The organism is Streptomyces sp. ID05-26A, assembly GCF_033794685.1.
Classification (GTDB): Bacteria; Actinomycetota; Actinomycetes; order Mycobacteriales; family Pseudonocardiaceae; genus Lentzea.
In genome coordinates this window covers 59,027-77,182 of record NZ_JARAYZ010000005.1, presented here as the reverse complement: position 1 = coordinate 77,182, position 18,156 = coordinate 59,027, and the positions used below count along the sequence as shown (strand labels likewise).

Below are 18,156 nucleotides of genomic sequence, written 5' to 3'. Positions count from 1 at the left end.
ACGAACGACCGCGGCGGCGCGGGCATCCACCGGGGCGGCGCCAAGTCCGCCGTGAGGATCCGGCGGTGCACCGCCCGCAGCTCCGGCCCGGGATCGGCACCGAGTTCGTCGGCCAGTCGCAGCCGGATCCGTTCGTAGCGCAGCAAAGCGTCGGCCTGCCGCCCGCAGCGGTACAGCGCCAGCATCACCTGCCCGGCCAGCCGTTCGTCCAGAGGGAACGCCGCCGCCGTCGTTTCGAGGCCCGCCAGCAGTTCCGCGTGCCCTCCCAGGCGCAGCAGGAGATCGTTGCGGTCGAGCAACGCCGCGAACCGCCTCGCCTCCAACGCCGTCCGCACGCCTGCCAGCCACGGTGTGTCCACAGTGGAGAACGGTTCACCGCGCCACAGTCCGAGTGCTTCGTCCAGCAGCGCAACGGCATCGGATTCCACTCGTGCACGACGCACGAGCGACTCGAACCGGTGCAGGTCGACGGACATCGGGTCGGCGGTCAGCACGTACCCGCCCTGACGGCCCACGATCCGCACGCCCGGGAGCACCTGCCGCAGCCGCGACACGTACCCGGCCACGGCGTTGCGCGCCCGATGCGGCACGTCCTCACCCCACACCCGGTCCACGAGCACGTCGACGGGCACCAGCCGGTTCGCCTCCACCAGCAGCACCGCCAGGACACACCTCTGCCGGGCGTGACCGATGTCCACGACCCGGTCCCCCACGCGGACCTCGACATCGCCGAGCAGTCCGAACTCCACTGACCACACTCCCCTGAGCAGCCGATCACACAGTTCCCGAATCCCTGCCGAACACCGGACGGGTTAGGTCGTCCACAACAGATCAGCCAGACCTTCGGAGGGCACAATGTCCAGGACGCTTCTTCGCCGTACCGGCGCCGCGATCGCGCTGACCGCCGCAGCGGTGGCGTTCGCCGGCGCGAGCACCTCGTCCGCGGCCGTCACCTACGACCTGCTCCGCAACTCCAACAGCGCCAAGTGCCTCGACGTCGCCAACGGCAGCCGTTCCGACAAGGCCGCGATCCTGCAGTACACCTGCAACGCGTCGAAGTCGCACCAGCAGTGGGCGCTCGAGGAGGTCGGTGACGGCAGCGGCGCCGTGCGGATCAAGGTGGCGCACAGCGGCAAGTGCATCGACATCTGGGACTCGAGCCAGGACCGGACCGCCGACGCCGTCCAGTACACCTGCAGTGCCACCAAGTGGAACCAGCAGTTCCTCGTCGAAACCACCGACTCCGGCGCGAAGAAGTTCCGGGCGCGTCACAGCGGCCTGTGCCTCGACATCGAGGACCGCGACTTCGAGGACAAGTCGATCCTGCACCAGGACACCTGCGTCACCCACCGCGCGCAGCTCTTCACCATCGGCTGATCGCCCCCTCACGTGGGTTGTGCCTCTTGCCGGAGGCACAACCCGCCTTCCGGCGTTCCGGCTCGTAGGCTGTCGGGCGTCGGTGGCGAACGGGAGGTCGAGCGGTGGCGGACGACACGGTGGCGGAGTTGCTGGCCGAACTGGCCGCGCTCGACGATCCGAAAGCCCGTGCGGTCAACGAGAAGCACGGCGACGACCACGGCGTGAACCTCGGCAAGCTCCGCGCGATCGCGAAACGCCTCAAGACCCGGCAGGACCTGGCGCTGGAGCTGTGGGCAACGGGCGACACGGCGGCGAGGTTGCTGGCGCTGCTGATCTGCCGCCCCAAGGCGTTCTCCCACGACCAGCTCGACGTGATGCTGCGCGAGGCCAAGCGCCCCAAGGTGCACGACTGGCTCGTGAACTACGTGGTGAAGAAGAACCCGCACGCCGAAGAACTGCGCGTGCTGTGGTTCGACGACCCGGACCCGGTGGTCGCGAGCGCGGGCTGGGCGCTGACGATCGACCGCGTCGCGAAGCAGCCCGAGGGCTTGGACCTCGACGGTCTCCTCGACCTCGTCGAGAAGGACATGAAGGCCGCCCCGCAGCGTCTGCAGTGGGCGCAGAACCACTGCCTGGCACAGATCGGGATCGAACACCCCTCGCTGCGAGCGCGGGCGATCGAGATCGGCGAACGCCTGGAGGTCCTCAAGGACTATCCGACGCCGCCGAACTGCACGTCACCGTTCGCGCCGATCTGGATCAACGAGATGGTGCGGCGCAAGGGCTAGTGGTGCGACCCGGACCGTTGGCGAGGTAATCCACGCTCAGCAGGGCGCCTCGCGGCGCCGCCCCCACGCCCCCGTACAACCAGTACGAGGACGTGGGGGCGACACCACGATGCACCCGTCTGACCGCGAATTCCCCCGGCAACGTTCCGAGCCACACCACTAGAGCCAGCCACGCTCACGAGCCGTGTTGGCGGCTTCCGAACGGTTGCGCGCGCCCAGTTTCGCCATCGCCGTCGACAGGTAGTTGCGGACCGTCCCCTCGGCGAGGTTGAGCCGGGCCGCGATGTCGGCGTTGCTGGCGCCGGTCGTGACCTCCTGCAACAGCTCACGTTCGCGCGGCGTCAACGGATCCGCGCTGTCCCACGCCGCCATCGCGAGCTCGGGCGCGACGACGCGTTCGCCGGCGTGGACGCGGCGCAGCGCCGAGACCAGGTCCGCGATCGGCGCGTCCTTCAGCACGTACCCCGCGACCCCGGCGTCCATCGCGCGCCGCAGGTACCCGCTGCGGGCGAACGTCGTGAAGATCAGGACGCGGGTCGTGTCACCGCGCTCGCTCAGCGCCTGGGCGACGTCCAGGCCGGTCCGGCCGGGCATCTCGATGTCGGTCAGCAGCACGTCGGGCCGGTGTTCCGCGACGGCCGCGAGGGCCTCGTCGCCGTCGCCCGCGGTCGCGACGACCGCGACGTCGGGTTGCAGGTCGAGCAGCTGGGCGAACGCCCCGCGCACCATCGCCTGGTCCTCGGCCAGCACGACCCTGATCACGTCGCCACCTTCAGCGGGACGGCGATCGTGACGGTGGTGCCCGCCGAGACCGTCCGCGCGACCAGGCCGCCCAGTGCGGCGATCCGTTCCCTCATGCCCGTCAGCCCGTTGCCCTCCACCGCATGCCCACCCACACCGTCGTCGGCGATCACCAGCCGCAGTTCGCCGTCGCGGGCCTCCACGCCGATGTGGCACTTCTTGGCGCGCGCGTGCCGGGCCACGTTCGTCACGGCCTCCCGCAACGCGAGCGCCAGTTCGTGCTCGGTCGAGCCGACGATCACCAGCTCCGGATCCCTGTGCACGGTCACCTCGACGCCGAGGCTCGACAACGCGGCACGCGCCGCCTCCAGTTCGGTCTCGAGCGACGCGCTGCGCCACCCGGTGACGGCGTCGCGGATCTCGCCCAGCGCCGCACGGGCCGCCTGTTCGATCTCCGCCGCCTCCTCCTTCGCCCGCGACGGGTCCGCAGTGACCAGCTGAGCACGCAGGATGATCGCGGTCAGCGTGTGGCCGAGCAGGTCGTGCAGGTCGCGGGCGATGCGCTCCCGTTCGGCGAGGGTGGCGAGGTGCTCGACCCGTGCGGTGCGGATGCGCAGGTCGGAGCCCTCGCGCTCTCGTTCGGCCCACTCGACCTGCACGAGGCCGACCACCCACAGGAAGATCAACGACGGCAGCAGCGCCCACACCCGGTACGGCATCTCGACCACCGACACCACGCCGAACACGCAGATCAGCGCGGACAGGCCGACGAACCACCGCATCGCCACCCGGCGCGACTCCGACAGGCCCGCGAACACCGCCGCGTACACGAAGAGCACCGCGGCGCCGGCGTTGAACGGGGTCGCCAGCGCGCCGAGCACGACCGTCGGCACGAGACACCAGCGGCGAACCAGTTCAGGACGGCTCCACGACAGCACGTACATCGGGACGAAGGCCACGACCACGGCGGCGACGAGCGCCCAGTCCGCCCAGTCCACGGCCGGGTCGAACACCGGCGCCCACAACAGGTTCCCGAGGTAGATCAGGTGGAACCAGCGGGAGACCCCCACGTTTTTTCTCATGACCGCGCATGACGATACGACACGGCCGCGAGCACCGCAGCCACGATCGCGAAGCCCACCAACACGAGCACATGTGTGAACACGGGACCACCGGTGAGCTGCGCACGAGCGAGTTGGGACAGGTGGTAGTTCGGCAGGAACCGCGCCACGTCCAAGAAGAACGCCGGCATGATGTCGAGCGGCATCCACAGTCCGGACACGACGGACGTCGGGATGAGGAGCGCGTTGAGCAGAGCGGCACCCGCACCCGCGCCGACCTGGAACCCGATCGCCAGGCTCAGCAACGCGAACGGCAGCGAGCCGACCAGCAGCACGACGAGCAGCCGCAGCAACGCGGGCAGGGGCGCGTTCAGCGAACCGGTCAGCGCCGCCGTCACCGTCATCGCGATCAGCACCCCGGCCGCGTAGGGCAGCGCCGCCACGACCTTCGCCGCGAGCGTCACCCCGATCGGCACCGCGGACACCTGCTTGGACTTCAGCCAGCCGCGTTCCCGGTCGGCCGCGACGCCGATGCCGGGGTTCATCAGCACCACCGAGATCGCGCCGAACGTGCCGAACGTGGCGAGCATCGTGGTGCCCGCGGACACCCCGCCGGCGCTGAACTTCCCGAACAGCGACACGAAGAGCGCGAAGAACGCGACCGGCATGACGATCGAGAAGAACAGGGCGGCAGGCTCGCGGACGATACCCCTCAGCTCGTCCGTGAGCTCCACACCGAAGACCTTGGTGTTCATCACGCGGCACCCCTCTCGATCAGACCGGCCACTGCCTCTTCCAGCCCGGCGCCCTCGACCCGCAGGTCGGTCAGGCCGGGGTCCTCCACGAGCAGCACCCGCAGCAATGCCTCCGGTGCCCGCGTGCCGAGGTGGACGTGGTCACCGTCGTTGCGCAGCGACACGACACCCGGCAGCGCTTGGAGGCGCTCCAAGCCGAGACCCGTCCGGGCGATCACCGTGCGGTCGGGCAGCTTCGCGACCAGTTCGTCGGGCGTGCCCTGGGCGAGCACCCGGCCGTGAGCGAGCACGACGACGCGGTCGGCGACGGCCGAGGACTCCTCGATGAGGTGCGTGGTGAGCAGCACGCCCGTCCCGCGCTCACGCCGTTCGGCGAGGATCTGCCAGAACCGCTTGCGGGCGGGCACGTCGAGGCCCGCGGTCGGTTCGTCCAGCACCAGCAACGCCGGGTCGCCGACCAGGGCCATCGCGAGCTGCAGCCGTTGCTTCTGACCACCCGAGAGCTTCGACGCGCGCCGCCCGGCCAGTTCGGTCAGGTCGAGCTCCGCCATCACCGGCCCGGCCGCCGCACGAGGCTTCCCCGCGCGCACTGCGGCCCCCGTGACCAGCTCGGACACCTTCAGCGTGTTCGGGAACCCGAGCGACTGCTGCACCACGCCGAGCTGCCGGCGGGTCGACGCGACGCGCGGATCACCACCGCGGACGCGCACCGAACCTGCCTTGGCGGGCAGCAGCCCGATCACCTGGTTCACCAGCGTCGTCTTGCCCGCGCCGTTGGGCCCGAGCAGCGCCACGCACTCCCCCGCGCCGACGTCGAGATCAACGCCGTCGAGCGCCTGCGTGGCACCGTAGTTGTGCCGCGCTCCCCGTACTTCGAGCACCGTTTCCATGGCGTTGAGCCTGGTCGGCGCGGGCTCGCGCCAGTAGTGAAGCGGCGTCACCACATCCGGATGACAAAAGTCATTCGGGCCGGACGGCCTGCGCCCTCGGGTACTTGCGGCCGGGCATCGGGGCCGGTGACCCGGTGAACGAGACCGGCGTGCCCGCGAGCAGCAGCGTCAGCCCGGCCGGCAGTTCGTCGCGCGAGACGAACCACGACCCGCCGCGCGTGTCCGTGATGAAGCCGTGCGCCTGCCCGGTCTTCCACGTCGCCACGGTGCCCTTGCGGCGTCCGCGCGGCGCTCCGACCGGCGACGCCACCGCCTGCGACGACCGCACGAACGCGCGCCGCAGCGGGTAGTCGGCCTGGTCACCGGGGGCGAACAGCTCGTCGAAACCGGGCGTGAACGGCGTCGCGGCCCGCAGCGGTGCGGCCGTGCGCGGGGTCCAGGCGGGCGGCGCCTGCACCGTCCTGATGTCCACCACCGGCACGATCACGTGCACACCGCGTTCGGTCAGCCTGGACGCGAGCGGGGAGAAGTCGGAGTCACCGGTCAGCAGGACGACCCAGTCGAGCGGCACCGTCATCGCCCGGTCCCACGCCTCCAGCGCGAGCAGGACGTCGACGCCTTTTTCCTTGCCGTTGTGCAGCGGCAGGTCGTGCCGCGTGATGCCGGCCGCGGCCAGTGCCCGGTCGAACGACTCAGCGGGGGTGTCGATGCGACCGCGAACGTAGTGCGCCTCGGCGACCACGCACTCGTCCAGCGGACGACCCGTCTCAGTGTGGACGTACCAGCGCACCGCGTCGTGCAGGCCGTCGAGGGAAACGCGCGCTCCCCTGGGGTGCGCTGTCGCGTAGAAGTCGCTCAGATAGGCGAACCACGTGCCGTCGTAGAACACTCCGATCCGGACGGTCTCACCCACCAGCAGAGATTACTACTTCCCCCCGAAAGCGGAGTGACCAGGCACGGCCGGTAACTCCAGCAGCTGCCCCGCGACGTCCAGGAACTCGCCCCCGCACTGCCACATCGTCAGGTCGGGATCCACGACGAACGGGTCCGTGGGGTCCGCGTCGCCCTCGGCCACGCGATAGGCCAGGGCCTCCGACTCCGAGTACGCGAGCACCGTCTCGTTGGTGCCCCGCCACACCCGTCTGAACATCACAGCGTTGACGCACGTGAAGCGATCACGCACCACGGTCCGTTGAAACCCCCTGCGCAGCAACAACTTCATGCATTCCTCGACGCCGCTCACAACATCCGATTGTGGCTGTGCGCGGTGGCCGACCCCACCTGTCGTCACTCGATAGGGTCAAAACCTTCGGGCACGTGCACAACATGAGCGTCCCTCTTTCGTGCACTCGGCCAGCCGAGAAGGACCGGATCGGGCTATCGCCTGCGGCCGACGGATGCGCAAGCCTCTGGCGGTGGTCGACATCCCCGCCCCGAACCCCGCCGCACCGCTCTACGACCGTGCCGCGACGCAGATCCCGCGCATCGCCGAGAAGGTGCTGGAGGCGTTCTTCGCCAGATCGGCGACGTACCGGCAGCTGCCGCACCAGCTCGTCGACCGCGAGATCACCGAGGCCGTGACCCGTCACCTGCAGGTCTTCCTGCGCGCACTGCGAGAACAGCGGCCACCCGCGCCCGAGGAGTTGGACATGCAGATCGCCACGGCGGTCCGGCGCGCCCAGCAGGGCGTCCCCCTCGACATCGTGCTCAGCACCTACCACGTCGCCGCGACCGTCGGCTGGGAGGCGATGGCCGCGGTCGCCGAGCCCGAGGAGATTCCGGACCTGCTCGCGACGGTGCCGGCGCTGCTGCGGTACCTGAGCGTCGCGGTGCCCGCGGTCGCCGGGTCGTACCTCGCCGAGCAGCAGGCCCTGCACGCCGAACGCCGCGAAGCCGGTCGTGCGCTGGTGGCGGCCCTGCTGACCGGCAGGGAGGCCGAGCCGCTCGCCGAACGGATCGGGCTGGAACTGTCCGGTCACCACGTCGTGGTCGCCGTGCGCGTCGAGGCACCGTCAGTGGCCGACGGCGCCGACGCACGCCTGGCCGTCCATGGGCTGGTGCGACGGCTACGGGCCGAACTGCCCAAGCACGCCCTCTCCGCGTTGGACCACGACGGCGGAACGGTGCTGCTGCCGACGTCAGCCGAGGAGATCGACAACGACATGGAGGTGGCCGCCGAACTCGTCCGCAACCTCCTCACCGCCGCCGGCACCGGCCTGACAGGCGGAATCGCGGCGGCGGAGAGCCGGGAGGACATCCCGGCGGCCGCCCGGCAGGCCGCGGACATCGCCGAACTCGCCCAGCGTCTGGGCCGCCCGCCCGGCGCGTACGTCCTCGACGACGTGCTGCTCGAGTACCAGCTCTGCCGCCCCGGCCCGGGCCGCAAGCGCTTGGCACGCGTGATGGACCGGCTGGCCGAGCACCCCGACCTGCTGCACACGCTGCGGACGTTCATCAACAGCGACCACAACCGCCACCGCACGGCCGACGAGCTGCACCTGCACCGCAACACGCTCAACTACCGGCTGCGCCGCGTCGCCGAGCTCACCGGCTACAACCCGGCCGACCCGACTGACATCCGCCTGCTCTCGGCGTCGTTGATCGTGCACGACCTCAGGTCCTGAAATGCCGACAAGGCGAGCGCACCGGAGTGCGCTCGCCTTGTCAACGGCTCAGATCAGTCGCCGTAGGGGTTCTGGATCGAGACGTGGACGTGGTCGTAGTGACCACCGGTCACACCGCCGCCGGCGGTGTAGTTGCGCCAGCCCTCGGACGCACGGGCGACACTCCAGATCTTGCCCTGCCAGATCACGTAGCGGACGTCGAGCTTCACGGCGTGCTTCTGCAGCCAGTAGGCGAGCTTCCAGCCCTGGGCCTTCTGCGTGGCGTTCGGGTACTGGCCGATCGCGTTCGAGATGGTGCAGTCGAGCGCGTTGCCGGTGTTGTGGTTGCTCGTCGAGGACTCACCCGAGCGGTAGTCACCCACGTAGCACTGCTTCTCACCGGTCAGCGTGGAGATCTGCGTGCGCACGAACGCGGTCCGCTTGCTCGCCTGCGGCGCACGAACGGCCTGGGAGGGCTCGTTGTTGGTGGCCGGAGTCGGGTAGGTGCCGGGCGACGGGTCCGGGTCGTTGCCGGCGTCACCGATGCGGTGCGAGGCGTTCTCGTTCTTCAGCTCGGCCTTGAGGTTTCCCTTGGCGCCGGCCGCGAACGTCTGCTTCGCGCCACCGTAGTTGCTGTTGTAGAAGACGGTGACGGCCTTGCTGGTCTTGTTCCAGACCGAGGCGGCGTTGTTCTTGACGCACACGCCCTGCCCGTTGCCCGCGCTCTTGAAGTCGTAGCAGCTCGGCTGCGAGTCACCGTAGTCGGCGATCGAGCCGGCGAAGTCGGACACCGACCCGGCGTTGTCGCTGTTGTAGTAGAGGCAGAATTCCCCGGTCTCACACGACCCGTTGCGGTCGGTCGCCGCGTTGGCGACACCGGCACCGAAGGACGCGCTGACCAGCGCACCCATCAGTGCCACGAACGTGAACTTCTTCAGCACGATTGACCTTCTTCGCTCCACAGGCTCCCCGGCCTGGTCGGGGGGAGCTTCGTCGAGCCAGAGAATTCCGAGCGCCGCTGACATCCCGCTGACACCGGCAGCCACCGATTTGTCAGGGCACACTGGAGCCATGAGCGACAGGTGGAACGCGCTGCCCGACCGTCCGAAGCCCGAGGAGTGGGTGGCCGAGAAGGACACCAACCCACTCCCCGGCGCCCTCGAGGAGGCCGAGGCCGACCGCGAGGTGCGGGAGGCGCGGCAGGTGCTGGAGCGCGGGTTCTAGCTACTTCTCGCAGGCCACGCCGTCACCGTCGCGGTCGAGGTGCGAGCCGTAGCCGGGCTGGCCCCGGTAGAGCGGCGCCGCACCGGCGGCCTTCGCAGCGGAGCAGTTCGCGTAGTACGCGGGCGCCGGAGCGGGTGGCGCGGGCGCCGGCTGCGGTTTCGGCTGCGGCACAACGGGTTGCGGTGCGGGCTTCGGCGCCACCGGCGGTGCCACCGGTGCGGGCGCGGGCTTCACGTCGAGCCCACCGCACGACGGTCCCCAGAACCCGAGCGAGGCCTGCTTGGCGGTGGTCTCCGCGACCTCGATTGCCGAGTTCACACCGGCGACTGCGCGAGCGACACCCTGACTCGCCGCGAGTACCGCGTAGTCCTTGCCATCGGCCAGCATCAGACTCGACGTCATGGTCTGAGCCGGCAGGCTCAGCACTGCGGTTTGGACTGGATTGCCCACCAACGTCTTCGTCGCGAACTCAACGGCCGACGCCGCCCAGCACTCACCGGGCTGAGCGAGCCCGGTGAGCACGACCTTGGCACCGTTGGACAACAACACCGTGCGTCCGTCCACAACAGACTCCACCGTCACCGGTGGCGGCGCGGTCATCGTCGTGATGGTCGTGGTCGTGGTGGTCGTCGCGGTGGACACGTCGGCAGCAAGATTCGCGGGTGCCTCAGTGCCACAGGCGGACACCGCCAACAGGAAACCGGCCACGATCGCGGCTTCCTTGGCCAGCTTCGAGAAAACGGTCATGGCCGCCACATCGCGGCCATCGCCGCACCTCGTTACACAAGTCCATTCGACTGCGCATAAAGCGCGGCCTGCGTGCGATCCCGCAACCCGAGCCTGCCGAGGATGCGCGAGATGTGGTTCTTCACCGTGCCCTCGGACAGGAAGAGCCGCTCGGCGATCTCCTTGTTCGTGGCCCCGACAGCGACCAGCCGCAACACCTCGACCTCGCGCACGGTCAGCGGTTCGCGATGACTGTCCGACCGCTCCAGCACTGCCGCCAGCCGGGCCGCCGCGGCCGGGTCGAACTGGGCCACGCCCGCCGCGGCCAGCTTGACCGCCGCCGCGAGTTCCTGCGACGGCAGGTCCTTGAGCAGGTACCCGGTCGCGCCCGCACGCAGCGAACGCACCACGTAGTCCTCGTCGTCGAACGTGGTCAGCATGACGACCTTGCAGGCCGGTGCCCGCCTGCGCAGCAACGCCACCGCCTCGACCCCGTCGAGGCCGGGCATCCGCACGTCCATCAGCACCACGTCCGGCGCCAGCACCACCGCCTGCTCGACGGCCTCGTGCCCGTCCGCGGCCGTGCCGACGACCTCGATGCCGGGCTGCAGTCCGAGCAACGACGCGATGCCCTCGCGGATCAGCCGCTGGTCGTCGACGACCAGCACGCGCGTCATGCCGTCCCCGCAACGGGAATCGTGACGGTCAGCCGGGTGCCGGCCGACGTGCTGGCGAGGTCGACCCGCCCGCCGGCCAGCGCGACCCGTTCCCGCATCCCGAGCAACCCGAACCCCTCCGCCGCAGCGCCCATGCCCCGTCCATCATCGGCCACGGTCAGCCGCGCCCGCTCGGCGTCGAGCTCGACCGCCACGTCGATGCGCGTGGCGGCGGCGTGCCGGCGTGAGTTCGTGATGCCCTCCTGCGCCGCCCGGTACAACGCGTGCAGCGAGCCGGTGTCGTGCGACTCGGGCGAACCGCTGACCGTCAGCGTCACATCTCCTTGCCCCGCAACGAGTTCGTCCAGGGCGGCCGGCAGGTGGAACGACCGCAGCGACCGGACCGACTCGCGCACCTCGCCCAACGCCCGCCGCGCGGACCGTTCGGCGTCCAGCACCGCGGCCTTCGCCGTGTCCGGTGCGCGCTCGTGGAACGCGGAAGCCTTCTCCAGCAACACGACGATCGCCGTCAGGTGGTGCCCGAGGTCGTCGTGCAGGTCCCTGGCGACCCTCGCCCGTTCCGCCGCGGCCGACAGCTCCGCGACCGTCCGATGCGACTCCTGCAACCGGATCCGGCCGTCGCGCTCGCGCACCGCCACCGCGGCCATCGTGATCGTGAGCACCAGCCCCACGACGAACATCACCAGGTCCGACACCTGCTCGACGTGCGCGTACCAGCCAGGGGTGCTCACGACGGCCACCGCCAGACAGGCCACAGCAAGCCCGATCGCCACACCCCGCCCGAACGCGAAGTAGGCCGTGAACGGCACGAGCAACAACAACAGCCGCGCCAGCCCGGATCCGTCCACAACGGCCAGTCCGACGTACAGCGCGGCCCGCGACACCAACAACCCCGCCGCCACCCGCCGAGGCGTCCGCACCGGATACCGCCGGAACTCGGCGAGGTCCACGACCACCAGCACCGCGAGCCCACCGACCAGCAACGGCACGTTGGTGTCACCGAGCCCGGACAGCGCGGCGTACACCCCCGCGACCAGCACGGCGGCGCACATCACCGGCGAAACCCAGAACGCCGGCCGCGAGGTGTACATGCCGCTCAGGCTAGTGCCGAACGCGCCGACCACACGGCTTTCGACAGCCACACCAGCACCACCGCGCACACGACGTGCACCACCGCGGAGACCGGCGTGTCCGGCAGCACCGCGAACACGGCCAGCAACACGAAGCTGATCCCGTACCCCCACGCCGGCACCACGGGAAACACCCTGGCTCGCACCATCGACACCCCGAACAACACGGTGCCGGCCACGAACACCAGGGACCCGGCCTTCACCACCACCTGGGTCAGCGGCGCCAGCCCGCCCGGCTCCAGGAAGAAGATCACCAGGTTCAACGCGAAGGCCACCCCGGTGAACACCCCCAGCCCCAGCACGTTGGCACCGAACGCGAACGCCCCGAACCGCCCGGACGCGTGCGCCTGATGCCCGTGGAACGCCAGCACGGCGGGCGCCCCGAACGCCGTCCCCAGCCCGATCACCGCACTGGTGAGCGCGGTCTCCCCGGTGAAGGCCTCCACGGCCCCCGGCACCCCGATCGACAACGCGAGCACGACCCCGCACGCAGCACCGAACCTCGGCAAGAAGATCTTGTTGTCCGTCACGCCGTCGACGCTAGGGACGCCACCGCCGTGCCCAGGAGTCCCGACCGGCCACTCCGGACGCCACAGGTCATGCCCCGCGGGGTGCCGTTCGGCACGTGCCGGAGGTGGGCAACCGCAGTCGCCGAATCCCCGCTCCCCCACCCACCTCCACCTCGATTGCTGCACGATGCGAACCGTGCGGAAACACCTCTCGTTGCTGACAGCGGTCGCCGTTGCGGCATCACTCGCAACGCTGACCTCGACCACTCCACCGCCCGCCGCGGCGAGTGCGAATTCGGAGAACAAGGTCACCGATCCGGTGCCGTTGCTGGAGCTGTCGACGCCCGGCGACCAGGGCATGTTCTGGACGCTGTCCCAGGCCGAGATGCAGGCGGCGGTCAGCCGGCACGGCATGCGCCTGCGCGCCGACGCACGGGTGGGTTACCTCCAGCGGCAGGCGTTCGACGGTTCTCAACCGATCTTCCGGCTGCGCAAGCAGGGCGCGTACCTGCTCACCGCGTCCGTGCGAGAACGGGACGACCTGACGTCCGGCTCCACCCCGCAGTTCCACTACGAAGGAGTCATCGGGCACGCGTTCTCCACGCCGCGACCCGGCACGGAGATCCTCTACCGCGTGCGCAAGGAGGGCCTGGCCAACTCCTGGCGACCGGTGCTCGCCTCACAACTGGACGCGATGCGCGCCCTCGGTTACGACAAGGTCGACGGCCCGTTGGGCCACGTGTACCCGAGGTGGATCCGCGCCGGGGCGATCTACTTCGGCACGTTCGACGCCAACGGCAACCGTTCGATGATGGACCGCATCGAGCAGTACTACGGCCCGGACGCCAAGGACGACTGGTGGGGCGGTGTCCGCCACGCCCACGACCGCAACCCCAAGGCGGTGAAGCACTGGCCCGACGAGGACTTCTCCCACCTGAAGCCCTCGATCGGCTACTACGACGACTCCAGGCCGGAGACCCTGGAACGGCAGATCGCCCAGGCGGCGGGCGCAGGCCTCGACCACTTCGCGTTCTACTGGTACTGGAACCCCGGCGCCGCGACCGAGCAGTACGCCGCCGGACTCCGCGCGTTCCTGGCCGCGAGCAACCGCGCCGACCTGAAGTTCACCGTCCTCCCCTGCATCCACCCCTGGCGCGGCGGCGCGGGCGGCACCCTGCGCATGCCGGCCGAGCAGATCGACAGGGCCGCCGAGATCCTCGTCGACGACTACCTGAGCCAGCCGAACATCCTGCGCGCCAACGACGGCCGCCCGATCCTCCAGCTCTGCGACGTCCGCGGCATCGGCAAACCCAACGACACCAGCGAGAACAACACGATCGACAACGCGGCGGTCCGCCAGTTCTCCGACGCCGTGAAGACCCGTGCCAGGACACGGCTCGGCGAAGAGGTCATGATCATGATGACCACCGACAACGGTGCGCCCAAGCCGGAACAGGGCCTGGACGGCAGTTACTGCCCCGGCCGCTGGAGCGCCACCGGTTCGTACGAGAACTACGTGGCCGCGGAACGACGCTGGTTCGCCACGATCCCGAACTCCCTGATCCGCTGCGCCACCTCCGACTTCGACGAACGCCCCAGGATCGGCATCAGCAAACCGGACCCGGTCCTCCCGGCCGACACACCCGAGCAGGCAAGGGCCAAGCTGCACGCCAGTTTCCGCTGGTACGAGGACCAGTCACCGGCCGCGTTCAGCAGACTCCTCGCCGACGTCAGGGCGGACGTCGACGCCTCCACCCGCCCATCCACAGTGGACAACATCGTGCTGCTGTACGCGTGGAACGAATGGCACGAAGGCGGCGCCATCGAACCGAACGAGCGTGACGGCTGCACGTACCTCGACGCCGTCCGGGCCGAACTGCACCTCAGGAAAGGCGTCGGCTGCACCCCTTGACCTTCCAGCGGCTGCAAGGTCGAGGATTCATCCCATGGACGAACACACCGACCTCCTCACCATCGGCCGGCTGGCACGCCGTACGGGCATCTCGGCCCGCACGCTGCGCTTCTGGTCGAACGAGGGGGTCATCACCCCGGCGGGCCGCTCGGCAAGCGGCTATCGGCTCTACGACGCCGCGTGCGTGGTCCGCGTCGAGCTCATCCACACCCTGCGCGAGCTGGGCCTGGGACTGGACGACGTGCGCCGCGTGCTCGAACGCGGCGCATCGTTCGCCGAGGTCGCCGAGGCCCACGTGACCGCGATCGACGCGCAGATCCGCGCCCTGAAGGTGAGCCGGGCTGTTCTGTCCACTGTGTCGCAACGCCGATCCACCCTCGAGGAGACCGCACTGATGAACCGGCTGGCAAGGCTCTCGACCGCTGAACGCGTACAGATCATCGACGACTTCAAGGCGGAGGTGTTCGACCGCCTCGACATCGACCCGGCACTCCGCGAGAAGGTGCGACAACTCCGCATCGACCTGCCGGAAGACCCCACGCCCGACCAGGTGAACGCCTGGATCGAGCTGGCGGAACTCGTGCAGGACCCGGACTTCCGCACCCGCCTGGGCACCTTCCTGGCACTCAACACCCCGATCCCAGGCCAGCAGGCACCGCCCGGCGCGACCATCTGGTGGGCCCGGCAGGTCGTGAACAACGTCGCACAGGCCAGGGAGAACGGCATCAGCCCCGACACCCCCGCCGCGGCCGAGCTGATCTCCACCATGTTCCGGGACGCCGATCTGAACGCGGTGCTGACATCCCTGGAAGCGGGCATCGACGCGGGCGCGGAACGGTATCGCGTCCTCGTCGGCCGCGTCCGGGGACAACGCAGCGCGCCGGACGCCACCGAAGACCTGCAGTGGCTGGCCACTGCGCTGCGGGCCGCTAACGGATGATCTTCAGGAGATCGTCCACCGCACCGGTGACGACCTCCGGGCGTTCGGTCACGATCCCCTCGTGCGAGGTGTTCTCGGCGACCACGTGCTTCCGGTTCGGTCCGGCCTGGGCGAACCGCGCCTGGCCGTCCCGCCACAGCTGTGCCGCCTCGGGTGAGTCGACGAACGGGGTCTGGGACGCGACGATCGCGGTCACCGGCACGTCCTTCGGCCAGGCGAGCCGGTGGAAGACGCGGTGGACCGGTGCGTAGTCGGCCATCACGGCCAGCAGCTGGCGGTTCTTCTTCGTGGACGGCTGGGCCAGCAGGTCGGCCTTCTGCTTCTCGATGACCGGCGCGAACGCCGTCAGCATCCCGTCGGTGAAGAAGTCGGGCACGTTCGCGTCGACGAGGACCGCACCGGACACCCAGCCGGGGTTCTTGTTCACGAAGTTCGTGGCGACCTCACCGGCGATCGAGTGCGAGACCAGCACCACGTCGTCGGTCACCCCCAGTTCCCTGAGCCCGGCTTCCAGGTCCGACACGGCGTTCTCGACCCGCCACGGCCCCGACACCTCGTCGCTCTCCCCCTCACCGGCACGGTCGTAGGTGATCACCTTCGACCCGGTGGCCTTCGCCAGCCGCGGCGCGAGGTCCTTCCAGTACGACGAGCTCAGCCCACCGCCCGCGTCCAGCACCAGGGCGGGCAGTTTCCCGTCCACCACGTGGAAGACCACCTCGTGCTCGGCGTTCGTCACCTTGTGAGTGGTGGACGAGGGCGCGCTCTCGGCGGCCGGTGCCGAGCACGCGGCGAGCGAGGCAGCCAGCAGGACCGCGGCGGATGCAGCGATCTTCTTGCGGCGCAATGGATTCATGTGATTGACCATGCCGAGAACCCTAGGAATTCCAGGCCTTGTCAACGATCCGGCGGGCCACCGTTCCGAGTGGGTGCCAAGTCCCCTGCCGACACAGTGGTGCTAGCTCCCCTGTGCCGAACACACCTGTCCGGCCATGATCGTGGACCGGGCGAACGAGGTGGTGATGACCGATGGTCCTGCGGCTGAGCCAGTTGGGCTGGTCCCTGGTGCTGCTGCTGGGAGCGGCCGCGGGCGCCGCACTGGCCACGCTCTGGATCACGTCGATCCCGTTGGTCGCACTGGGAGCCGGCATCCCGCTGGCCCTGCTGGTGACACCCGTGGTCCGCTGGTTCGCCGACCTGCACCGCCACTGGGCCGCCGACCGCCTCGGCGAACCGATCCCCCGCTCCTACCTGTCCGCTCCCGGCACCACGTGGCCGACGCGACTGCGGACGATCCTGCGCGACCCGGCGAGCTGGCGGGACTGGACCTGGCTGGTGGTCAACGCGATCACCTTCTGGTTCACCAGCGGCCTGTCCCTCCTGCTCTTCCTCCTCGGCGTGGCCTCCCTGCTGCACCCGTTCTTCTTCGACGACGTCCAGAAGTCGTTGATCCTGGTCCCGCTGAGCCCGGTGCTCCTCCTGCTCTGGTTCAGCACTTCCACCTCTTTGGCGAAGCTGAACGCCCGCCTGATCCGCTCCCTGCTCGGCCCCACCGAACAGGCCCGGCTACGAGCCCGCGTCGCACACCTGGCAGCGACGAGAGCCGAGACCGTGGACACCCAGGCCAACGAACTGCGCCGGATCGAACGAGACCTGCACGACGGCGCGCAAGCCCGTCTGGTCTCACTGGGAATGAGCCTGGGCCTCGCGAAACAGGTGCTGGACCACGATCCACAGGCCGTGCGACAGATGCTGTCCGACGCCCAGACGGCGACCGCCGAAGCCCTGACCGAACTGCGCGACCTGGTCCGCGGCATCCACCCGCCGGTCCTCGCAGACCGCGGCCTGGCCGGCGCCCTGAAAGCCCTGGCGCTGGTGAACCCGGTCGAGACCACCGTGACGACCCGCCTGCCAGGACGACTGCCCGCACCGGTCGAGTCCGCGGCCTACTTCGCCGTCAGCGAAGCGTTGTCCAACGCCATCAAGCACTCCGGAGCCGGCCACATCACCATCGAAGTGCTCACGGGGAGCGCGGGAGAACTGACGATGCGGGTGTCCGACAACGGCCGCGGCGGCGCGGACACCAACGCGGGCACCGGCCTGCGCGGCATCGCCCGCCGCCTGGCTGCCTTCGACGGCACCATGACCATCCACAGCCCACACGGAGGGCCCACGGAGATAAGGATGTCGTTGCCGTGCGCATCGTCATAGCCGAAGACCTGGCCCTGCTCCGCGAGGGGTTGATCAGGATCTTCGAGGCCAACGGCTGCGAGGTCCTGGAAGCCGTGGACAACGGCCCGTCGCTGATCCAAGCCCTGACCGCGCACCGCCCCGACATCGCCGTCGTCGACGTGCGCCTGCCCCCGACGTTCACCGACGAGGGCCTGCGCGCCGCAGCCGAGGCACGCAAGGAGATCCCCGGCCTGCCGGTCATGGTGCTGTCGCAGTACGTGGAACAGTTCTACGCAAGGGAACTCCTCGCCGACCGAACCGGGGCAGTGGGCTACCTGCTCAAGGACCGGGTCATGCACGTGGACCAGTTCGTCGCCGACGTCCGGAAGGTGGCCGCGGGCGGAACGGTCATGGACCCCGACGTGATCTCCGCACTGGTGACCCACCGCTCGGCCGATCCCGACCTGGGAACGCTGTCCCCACGTGAGCGGGAAGTCCTCTCCCTGATGGCCCAGTGCCGCTCCAACGCCGCGATCGCGGCACGAATGGTCGTCACCGAGAAGACCGTCAGCAAACACATCTGCAGCATCTTCACGAAGCTCCACTTGGAACAGTCCGACGACGACAACCGCCGCGTCCTGGCCGTTCTCGCGTACCTGGAAGGCTGACCTC

The 18,156-nt window shown here is 69.7% G+C and carries 20 protein-coding genes and 1 pseudogene; 8 read left to right on the top strand and 13 right to left on the bottom strand.

Annotated elements, in window-relative coordinates; translation table 11 throughout:
* Nucleotides 1-65: 65 nt before the first annotated feature.
* A pseudogene (locus tag PV646_RS34935) lies at nucleotides 66-698 on the bottom strand (AfsR/SARP family transcriptional regulator); the annotation flags it as partial.
* Between the two features lie 157 nt (nucleotides 699-855).
* Here PV646_RS34935 and PV646_RS34930 point away from each other — a divergent pair.
* Nucleotides 856-1,377, top strand: coding sequence for an RICIN domain-containing protein (locus PV646_RS34930; protein ID WP_500346582.1), 522 nt, complete (start codon nucleotides 856-858; stop codon nucleotides 1,375-1,377).
* Nucleotides 1,378-1,481: 104 nt separating this feature from the next.
* Complete coding sequence (locus tag PV646_RS34925; protein ID WP_500346581.1) at nucleotides 1,482-2,147, top strand: DNA alkylation repair protein; 666 nt, start codon at nucleotides 1,482-1,484, stop codon at nucleotides 2,145-2,147.
* Between the two features lie 159 nt (nucleotides 2,148-2,306).
* Here PV646_RS34925 and PV646_RS34920 read toward each other — a convergent pair whose 3' ends face one another.
* Genes PV646_RS34920 through PV646_RS34895 form a run of 6 tightly spaced genes read right to left on the bottom strand, consistent with a single transcriptional unit; the run spans nucleotide 2,307 to nucleotide 6,816 of the window.
* Nucleotides 2,307-2,909, bottom strand: coding sequence for a response regulator (locus PV646_RS34920; protein WP_500346580.1), 603 nt, complete (start codon nucleotides 2,907-2,909; stop codon nucleotides 2,307-2,309).
* Nucleotides 2,906-3,970 (bottom strand): sensor histidine kinase, encoded by a 1,065-nt coding sequence (locus tag PV646_RS34915; protein ID WP_500346579.1) that lies wholly within the window; start codon nucleotides 3,968-3,970, stop codon nucleotides 2,906-2,908. Before PV646_RS34915 ends, PV646_RS34920 begins: the two co-directional genes overlap by 4 nt.
* A complete protein-coding gene (locus tag PV646_RS34910; protein WP_500346578.1) occupies nucleotides 3,967-4,704 on the bottom strand; it encodes an ABC transporter permease in 738 nt (245 codons plus the stop codon). Before PV646_RS34910 ends, PV646_RS34915 begins: the two co-directional genes overlap by 4 nt.
* Entirely contained in the window at nucleotides 4,704-5,648 is a 945-nt protein-coding gene (locus PV646_RS34905) for an ABC transporter ATP-binding protein (protein ID WP_500346577.1), read from the bottom strand. The genes PV646_RS34910 and PV646_RS34905 overlap by 1 nt, the downstream gene beginning before the upstream one ends.
* 16 nt (nucleotides 5,649-5,664) lie before the next feature.
* A complete protein-coding gene (locus PV646_RS34900) occupies nucleotides 5,665-6,507 on the bottom strand; it encodes an NYN domain-containing protein (protein ID WP_500346576.1) in 843 nt (280 codons plus the stop codon).
* A gap of 12 nt (nucleotides 6,508-6,519) precedes the next feature.
* The gene (locus PV646_RS34895; protein WP_500346575.1) at nucleotides 6,520-6,816 is read right to left on the bottom strand and encodes a hypothetical protein; all 297 of its coding nucleotides are present in this window, start codon (nucleotides 6,814-6,816) and stop codon (nucleotides 6,520-6,522) included.
* Between the two features lie 175 nt (nucleotides 6,817-6,991).
* Here PV646_RS34895 and PV646_RS34890 point away from each other — a divergent pair, with 175 nt between their 5' ends.
* Entirely contained in the window at nucleotides 6,992-8,218 is a 1,227-nt protein-coding gene (locus PV646_RS34890) for a PucR family transcriptional regulator (protein WP_500346574.1), read from the top strand.
* Nucleotides 8,219-8,271: 53 nt separating this feature from the next.
* On the opposite strand, the gene PV646_RS34885 is transcribed toward PV646_RS34890, so the two are convergent.
* Nucleotides 8,272-9,138 carry a peptidase inhibitor family I36 protein gene (locus PV646_RS34885; RefSeq protein WP_500346573.1) on the bottom strand — a complete coding sequence of 289 codons (867 nt, stop codon included), beginning with the start codon at nucleotides 9,136-9,138 and terminating at the stop codon, nucleotides 8,272-8,274.
* Nucleotides 9,139-9,268: 130 nt separating this feature from the next.
* Here PV646_RS34885 and PV646_RS34880 point away from each other — a divergent pair, with 130 nt between their 5' ends.
* Entirely contained in the window at nucleotides 9,269-9,421 is a 153-nt protein-coding gene (locus PV646_RS34880; RefSeq protein ID WP_500346572.1) for a hypothetical protein, read from the top strand.
* Here PV646_RS34880 and PV646_RS34875 read toward each other — a convergent pair whose 3' ends face one another.
* From PV646_RS34875 to PV646_RS34860, 4 genes are read right to left on the bottom strand one after another with little or no spacing between them, the layout of a single operon-like run.
* Nucleotides 9,422-10,168, bottom strand: a complete 747-nt coding sequence (locus tag PV646_RS34875; RefSeq protein WP_500346571.1) for an excalibur calcium-binding domain-containing protein — start codon at nucleotides 10,166-10,168, stop codon at nucleotides 9,422-9,424.
* 32 nt (nucleotides 10,169-10,200) lie between these two features.
* Nucleotides 10,201-10,824, bottom strand: a complete 624-nt coding sequence (locus PV646_RS34870; RefSeq protein WP_500346570.1) for a response regulator transcription factor — start codon at nucleotides 10,822-10,824, stop codon at nucleotides 10,201-10,203.
* On the bottom strand, nucleotides 10,821-11,915 hold the full coding sequence (locus tag PV646_RS34865; RefSeq protein ID WP_500346569.1) for a sensor histidine kinase: 1,095 nt from the start codon (nucleotides 11,913-11,915) through the stop codon (nucleotides 10,821-10,823). Before PV646_RS34865 ends, PV646_RS34870 begins: the two co-directional genes overlap by 4 nt.
* Nucleotides 11,916-11,920: 5 nt before the next feature.
* A complete protein-coding gene (locus tag PV646_RS34860; RefSeq protein WP_500346568.1) occupies nucleotides 11,921-12,484 on the bottom strand; it encodes a hypothetical protein in 564 nt (187 codons plus the stop codon).
* Between the two features lie 175 nt (nucleotides 12,485-12,659).
* Between PV646_RS34860 and PV646_RS34855 the strand changes: the two genes are divergently transcribed.
* Nucleotides 12,660-14,375: a glycoside hydrolase family 99-like domain-containing protein gene (locus tag PV646_RS34855; protein ID WP_500346567.1), complete on the top strand. Its 1,716-nt coding sequence runs from the start codon at nucleotides 12,660-12,662 to the stop codon at nucleotides 14,373-14,375.
* 34 nt (nucleotides 14,376-14,409) lie between these two features.
* A complete protein-coding gene (locus PV646_RS34850; RefSeq protein WP_500346566.1) occupies nucleotides 14,410-15,315 on the top strand; it encodes a helix-turn-helix domain-containing protein in 906 nt (301 codons plus the stop codon).
* Here PV646_RS34850 and PV646_RS34845 read toward each other — a convergent pair.
* Nucleotides 15,305-16,168: an alpha/beta fold hydrolase gene (locus tag PV646_RS34845; RefSeq protein ID WP_500346565.1), complete on the bottom strand. Its 864-nt coding sequence runs from the start codon at nucleotides 16,166-16,168 to the stop codon at nucleotides 15,305-15,307. The genes PV646_RS34850 and PV646_RS34845 overlap by 11 nt on opposite strands.
* A 173-nt stretch (nucleotides 16,169-16,341) precedes the next feature.
* Here PV646_RS34845 and PV646_RS34840 point away from each other — a divergent pair, with 173 nt between their 5' ends.
* Nucleotides 16,342-17,523: a sensor histidine kinase gene (locus tag PV646_RS34840; RefSeq protein ID WP_500346564.1), complete on the top strand. Its 1,182-nt coding sequence runs from the start codon at nucleotides 16,342-16,344 to the stop codon at nucleotides 17,521-17,523.
* A complete protein-coding gene (locus tag PV646_RS34835) occupies nucleotides 17,508-18,152 on the top strand; it encodes a response regulator transcription factor (RefSeq protein WP_500346563.1) in 645 nt (214 codons plus the stop codon). The genes PV646_RS34840 and PV646_RS34835 overlap by 16 nt, the downstream gene beginning before the upstream one ends.
* Nucleotides 18,153-18,156 lie beyond the last annotated feature (4 nt).